Source organism: Methanosarcina sp. (assembly GCF_035390745.1).
Lineage (GTDB): Archaea > Halobacteriota > Methanosarcinia > Methanosarcinales > Methanosarcinaceae > Methanosarcina.
On sequence record NZ_DAOOUJ010000022.1, the window covers coordinates 35,999 to 42,760 of the forward strand.

4 protein-coding genes are annotated in these 6,762 nt (G+C 40.5%); 3 read left to right on the plus strand and 1 reads right to left on the minus strand.

All coding sequences use genetic code 11. The features are described from left to right. Nucleotides 1–49: 49 nt before the first annotated feature. Entirely contained in the window at nt 50–1,123 is a 1,074-nt protein-coding gene (locus PLL47_RS07240) for a glycosyltransferase family 4 protein (protein WP_324445516.1), read from the minus strand. A gap of 67 nt (nt 1,124–1,190) precedes the next feature. Between PLL47_RS07240 and PLL47_RS07245 the strand changes: the two genes are divergently transcribed. The 3 genes from PLL47_RS07245 to PLL47_RS07255 all read left to right on the plus strand — a co-directional run. Next, nucleotides 1,191–2,345 carry a glycosyltransferase gene (locus tag PLL47_RS07245; RefSeq protein WP_324445517.1) on the plus strand — a complete coding sequence of 385 codons (1,155 nt, stop codon included), beginning with the start codon at nt 1,191–1,193 and terminating at the stop codon, nt 2,343–2,345. A 71-nt stretch (nt 2,346–2,416) separates the two neighbouring features. Continuing rightward, nucleotides 2,417–4,942 carry an oligosaccharyl transferase, archaeosortase A system-associated gene (locus PLL47_RS07250; RefSeq protein ID WP_324445518.1) on the plus strand — a complete coding sequence of 842 codons (2,526 nt, stop codon included), beginning with the start codon at nt 2,417–2,419 and terminating at the stop codon, nt 4,940–4,942. Between the two features lie 465 nt (nt 4,943–5,407). After that, nucleotides 5,408–6,762: oligosaccharyl transferase, archaeosortase A system-associated (locus PLL47_RS07255; protein ID WP_324445519.1), on the plus strand; the 1,355-nt coding region annotated here is incomplete at its 3' end.

Consider the following 6,762-nt stretch of genomic DNA (forward strand, 5'->3'; position numbering starts at 1 on the left):
GTTAAGTAAAAGACGAAAGTTGTGCTAATTACTCCAACTTTTACTAAAACTATTTATTGTACTCATTTTCAATTTTTCCCGTTACGTAATCCCAGTCAAAAACGGTAAGATTTTTCTTATCAAATCCATTATTTTGTTTCATGTCTTTTAGCTTAATTACTGACTTAATTACCTTTTCTTTAGTAATTGGCTCATCAATTCCCAGGCACTGGATCCCATCAACAAACTCATCAAGTGCGCTCCCCTTCGCAACCACACAGGGAGTCCCTGAAGCCAGTGCTTCTGCAGCTGTAATTCCATATGATTCGTGGGAAGAAAGCATTAAAAATATGTCCGCGTCTGCGTAACAATCAAGGAGTTCTTCTCTTGAGAGGTTCTTCAGCCACTCTATTCTGTCTCCCACTCCAAGTTTCTCTGTTATATTGTGAAGTTCGTTTTCATAAGGCCCTTTCCCTACAATCCTCAGCTTAAAATCCTGAAGTTCAGGCAAACTTTGAATAATGTATTGAACTCCTTTATATTCTTCCAAACGCCCTACATAGAGAAGCATCTTTTCTTTATTTTCATTTTTGCGGCGTTTCAGGCTTTTAAATTCTGAGAGATTAAGCCCGTTAGGAATTTTTATAATCTTTCCAGCAACATTGAAATCAGACTCTACCAGCCTTTTTTCATATTCGGATATACATATAACAGTATCTGCACGGGAAAATATCATTTTTCCTAAGAATTTATAGGGCTTATGGAGCAGATTTCTGAATGGAGTATGTCCCCCACGATGGTAATAAGGAGAAAACACAAACTTTTTTTTGCGTTCGCTCAGGGCTGCAAAAAGAGCCGGAAGCGCATGATAACTATGAGCATGGATTACATCATATTTATGACTCTTCAGATAGCTGTATATTTGAGGAGCAAAATAATACGCACTTCCAGGGGCAAATGATTTGAATCTTGTAACCTTCACCCCGTTTACTAAGTCCTCTTTTTTCAGTTTACCGCTGGGGTCCGTAGTTATTACTTCTACATCATGGCCTTTTGAAACCAGTCTTTCGCTAATTTCTTTGACATCGGTTTCAACTCCCCCAATATCTGGGTAATACCTGGGGCAAACCTGTGCGATCTTCAATCGGGAAACCTCTCTTTATGAAGTAATGCATTAGCTTAATATAAAGATAATGTGATAGTTAGGATAGATGGCATCCCGTAGAAGTATTTGCATAGCCGGACCTTCCAAGCGTTTTTTAAGTGGGATCAGTTATTATACTATCCGTCTGGCAAATGCCATGGCTGTGGAAAAAAACGTTTCGGTGATTTGCTTTAGACAGCTCTTGCCAACCTTTCTTTTCCCCGGAAAATCCCATGTCGGAAAAGACATCTCAGACCTTAACTTTTCGTCTGAAGTCCCTGTTTTTGATGGAATGGACTATAACAACCCTCTCACATGGGTTAGAGCATACAGTTTTATTAAAAAACAGAAGCCTGATGTTGTAATTTTACAGTGGTGGACATCCTCGATTGCCCATATGCAGCTCCTGCTGAAGATATTTTCAGGTCTGTTGCATAAACCCAAAATTATAATAGAATTTCATGAAGTCGTGGACCCTTTTGAAGAATCCATACTTCCTATCCGTTTATATTCAAAAATAATGGGCAAGCTGCTTCGCAAAAATCTTGATGCATACATTACCCATTCCGAATCCGATAAACAACTTGTTGCAGAAAGATATGCAATTTCCCCTGATAAAATCCATGTAATCCCGCACGGGCTTTATGACCAGTATGGAAAATTGCTTGACATAAAAGAAGCAAGAAAGAATCTCTCGATAAATGATGAATTTGTTATTCTCTCTTTTGGTTTAATCAGGAAATACAAAGGGATTCCCTATCTAATCAGGGCTTTTGAACAGCTCCCTTCAGAGATTCTTGAAAAAAGCAGGCTGCTGATTGTTGGGGAAATCTGGGAAGACCGAAAAGAACTGCTCGACCAGATTAATGCTTCTCCAGCACATGATAAAATTACGCTTATAGATGAGTACGTTCCTGACGACAGGGTAAGTCTTTATTTCAGCGCTGCAGACGTGGTGGTCCTGCCCTACCTGAGGGCTTCGCAGAGTGGGATTGCCCATATTGCCATGTCTTTTGGAAAACCTGTTGTAGTCTCCGAGGTAGGCGGTTTAAAAGAATCAATGGCTGGATACGAAGGTACTTTTTTTGTTCCTCCAGGAGATATTGAATCCATCAGAGAAGCGATCCTGAGCTTTCTCGGAACGAGGAGGTATTATGAGGCTCCGGATCAAAAGTGGGATAAAATTATAAACCGTTACATCGAATTAATACAATCTATTTAATTTCTTTTTCTGTGGTTCTACATTTCTTCTGTAGTTCTACATTAATTCATGTATTTCCTGAAGGGATTATTATGAATTCTCAGGTCCGTCCTTTATCAACTTTAAAGTCTAAAATCAAGTCCAGCTTGCCTTATACTCTGGCAGTTGCGATAATATGTTTTGTGTCCCTCTGGATACGAATGCGCCCTTATGATTCTGTTTTTTTATCCAATGGGTTTGTAAAGTTCGCAAGCAATGACGCCTGGTACCACATGCGTACGTTAAATGTTCTTCTTGAAAACTACCCTAACAGGATGTTTTTCAACCCTATGACTAACTATCCCAATGGCAGTTACATCCATTTTGGTCCTCTTTATGACCAGATGATGGCTATAACATCTCTTATTTTAGGACTGGGTAGCCCGAGTCAGGATCTTGTTAATACTGTGGGAGCTTATTTCCCTGCAGTGCTGGGAGCTCTTACTGTCATTCCTGTTTACTATATAGGAAAATATCTGGGAGGGCATAAAACCGGAATACTGGCTGCAATCTTAATCTCTTTTGCTCCGGGGCAGTTTTTACATCGCTCACTGCTTGGTGTTACAGATCATCACGTTGCTGAGTCCCTTTTCAGCACTTTCTTCATGATGTTTTTCATGCTGGCAATAATTACTGCAAAACAAAAAGGACTGAATTTTAATCATGTTACCGCTAAAAACTTCACTGTCATTAAAGAGCCGCTTATCTATTCCATTATTGCCGGTGTCATGTATTCTGCGTATCAGCTTTCGTGGCCGGGAGCTCCCCTGTTCTTACTGGTTGCTATGGTTTATTCTGTGGTGCAGTATGTCCTTGATAACTTCCATGGCGAGTCAGGCGATTACCTCGGGTTTACGGGTATAACCACATTCCTGGTAAGTGTAATTCTCATACTTCCTTTTATTCATCCTGACATGGGTTTTTCAATGTATTACTATACATGGTTCCATGTTGTAACCGCTATTGTAGCAATGGCAGGTTTTGGAATTATGAGCTTTATTCAAGGGGAGTTCAAAAAAAGAAATCTAAAAGCTTACTATTATCCTCTGACAATAATTGGAATCGGAATTCTTGGGCTCCTTGCAACAAAAATTGTTTCTCCATCTATTTATTCCCTTATTATAAACGCTCCCAATTCTGTGTTTGGAGTTCTGAAGGGCGGAGCAGCCACAATTGGTGAAGCTTCCTCTATGTTTTATTATGATGGTAGTTTCACTCTATCGAGAGCTACTGGATACTTCACATCTTCCGGATTTTTTGCTTCAATTCTTGGAATGATTGTCCTTCTGGCAGGTATATTCCGGAAAGCAAAACCCGAAAAAGTTCTGGTTCTTATCTGGAGTCTTTTAATGCTTTTTGCAATTTACGGCCAGAACCGCTTTGCATACTATTATTCTATAAATGTTTCAGTTCTCAGTGCTTATCTTGGAGGCCTGCTTCTTGAGAAAGTAAAATGGAGCCAGCTTGATGAAAAGTTTAAAGAAACTGTAAAGTCTCCTGCAGACCTTCCTGGTTTCTTGAAATTTGTCAGAATAGAGCAGGTTCTTGCAGTCCTGGCTATAGCAGCTGTTCTTGTCTACCCTGCATTTGGAGCTGCACTGGAGCAGTCAACTGCTTCAGGTGACCCGAACGAGCCCTGGATAGAAGCCTGCCTGTGGCTCAAATCCTATACCCCTGACCCTGGCATGGATTACAATGCCATTTATGAAGCTCCTGAAGACGGAGAGTCTTTCGATTACCCCGATTCTGCATACGGCGTTATGTCCCGGTGGGATTACGGTCATTATATAGAAACCCTCGGTCACCGTATGCCAAACGCCAATCCTTTCCAGGCTGGAATCGGAGGGCGTGGAAGTAGTATTAACGAAACAAACATGCCCGGTGCTGCACCCTTTCTCACAGCCCAATCCGAAGAAGAAGCAACATCAGTTCTTGAAGCTATCGATCCAGATCCGGATAAAGCCGGAGCCCGTTATGTTATTACTGATGAATTGATGGCTGTAAATAAGTTCTCGGCAATACCCGAATGGACTCTTGATACTGAAGGATATTATCAGCCTTACTGGACAGGTAGCGGTTACCAGTCCCTTCCTTCAACACGTTACTTTAACTCAATGATGATCAGGCTGCATCTTCTGGATGGAAATGGTTTGAAACAATACCGTCTTGTCCATGAGACCTGGGCATATCAGACTCAGGGAGAAGTGCTGTACAAACAGATCTATAATTTGCTTTACGGGAGCAATATCCCTGAAGTTGATACTGGCTATATCAAGATTTTTGAGTACGTTAAAGGTGCAAAAATCACAGGAACTGCATCTCCTGATGAAGCTGTCAACATAAACACGACTATTTTAACAGGTCAGGGAAGAACCTTTGATTATTCTCAGTCCACAACTTCGGACTCTGAAGGGAGGTATGAGTTTACTGTGCCTTACTCAACTGATGGTCCTATCTCAGGAGAAACCCAGTTTGATACTGCCCCGGCAGGTGCTTATGTTATAAGCTACGGAGATACGACTAAAGAAGTAAGAGTCAGTGAAGAAGCAGTACTGAACGGAGAAGAAGTAAAGGTCTGAAACAGTCTAAAGACCATAATTAATGATCTATTGAGCTTTTTATATTTTCTTTTTATATTTTTTTACTCAGGAGTTTTTTAAAGAGTTCCGTCTCCATTTTATAAAATATTCGTCTGCCTCTTTTGCTTGTCCGCTACTTTGATATACTATTAAAAAAGTTACTTTAGAGGTCTAGGGTTTCTCAAAGTGTAGCTGTGCATGCTGTGTATCTTTTAGAAAAAATGTTACTGTCTTTGAGAAGGCGGCTTAAAAAATGATGACCACTATAATCCACCATAAAGGAACCCTTTTTGTTCCTGTAATATCAGTGAATCCATCCAAGAAGCCATCTGAATCAGTCTTACGGCGAGAACATTGAAATTATGTCAAAAGTTAAACCATACATTACGTTTGAATTTTCGCTGGTTCTCTTCTCATACAACGTATATATTATCGGAAAATGTACACCTCCTGAAGGGGATTATTATGATTTCTCAGGATCATCCTGCAACAACGTTAAAATCTAAAATCAAGTCCAGCTTGCCTTATACTCTGGCAGTTGCGATAATAGGTTTTGTATCCCTCTGGATAAGAATGCGTACTTATGATTCTGTTTTCTTATCCAATGGGTTTGTAAGGTTTTTAACCAATGACGCCTGGTACCATATGCGGACGTTAAATGTTCTTCTTGAAAACTATCCTCACAGGATGTTTTTCAACCCTATGACCAACTATCCCAATGGCAGTTACATCCATTTTGGCCCTCTTTTTGATCAGATGATGGCCATAACATCTCTTATTTTAGGACTGGGCAGCCCGAGTCAGGATCTTGTTAATACTGTGGGAGCTTATTTCCCTGCAGTGCTGGGAGCTCTTACTGTCATCCCTGTTTACTATATTGGTAAGTATCTGGGAGGGCATAAAACCGGTATACTTGCTGCGATTCTGATCGCTTTTGCTCCGGGTCATTTTTTGCAGCGTTCGCTGCTTGGTTTTACTGATCACCATGTAGCAGAATCTTTGTTCAGCACTCTCTTCATAATGTTTTTCATGCTGGCAATAATTACTGCAAAAGAAAAAGGACTGAATTTTAATCATGTTGCCGCTAAAAACTTCACTGTCATTAAAGAGCCGCTTATCTATTCCATTATTGCCGGTGTCATGTATTCTGCGTATCAGCTTTCATGGCCAGGAGCTCCCCTGTTCTTACTGGTTGCTATGGTTTATGCTGTGGTGCAGTATGTTCTTGATAACTTCCATGGCGAGTCAGGTGATTACCTCGGGTTTACGGGTATAATCACATTCCTTGTAAGTGCAATTCTCATACTTCCTTTCATCCATCCTGACATGGGTTTTTCAATGTATTATTATACATGGTTCCATGTTGCCGCAGCTATCGGAGCAATGGCGGGATTTGCGGCTTTAAGTTTTGTTCAAAGGGAGTTTAAAAAAAGAAATTTAAAAAATTACTACTATCCAGTGACAATACTCGGGCTTGGAATACTGGCACTGCTTGCAACAAAAATTGTGTCTCCATCCATTTTTTCCCTTATTATAAACGCTCCTAATTCTGTTTTTGGAGTCCTGACGGGCGGAGCAGCCACAATTGGTGAAGTTTCCTCTATGTTTTATTATGATGGTAGTTTCACTCTATTGCGGGCGACCGGAAGCTTCACATCCTCCGGATTTTTTGCTTCAATTCTTGGAATGATTATTCTCCTGGTGGGCATATTCCGGAAAGCAAAACCCGCAGAAGTGCTGGTTCTTATCTGGAGTCTTTTAATGCTTTTTGCAATTTACGGCCAGAACCGCTTTGCATACTATTATTCTATAAATGTTTC

Excerpts from the sequence above, each read along its gene's own strand:
- PLL47_RS07245 (WP_324445517.1), top strand. The coding sequence starts at position 1,191 with ATGGCATCCCGTAGAAGTATTTGCATAGCCGGACCTTCCAAGCGTTTT.
- PLL47_RS07250 (WP_324445518.1), top strand. The coding sequence starts at position 2,417 with ATGAATTCTCAGGTCCGTCCTTTATCAACTTTAAAGTCTAAAATCAAG.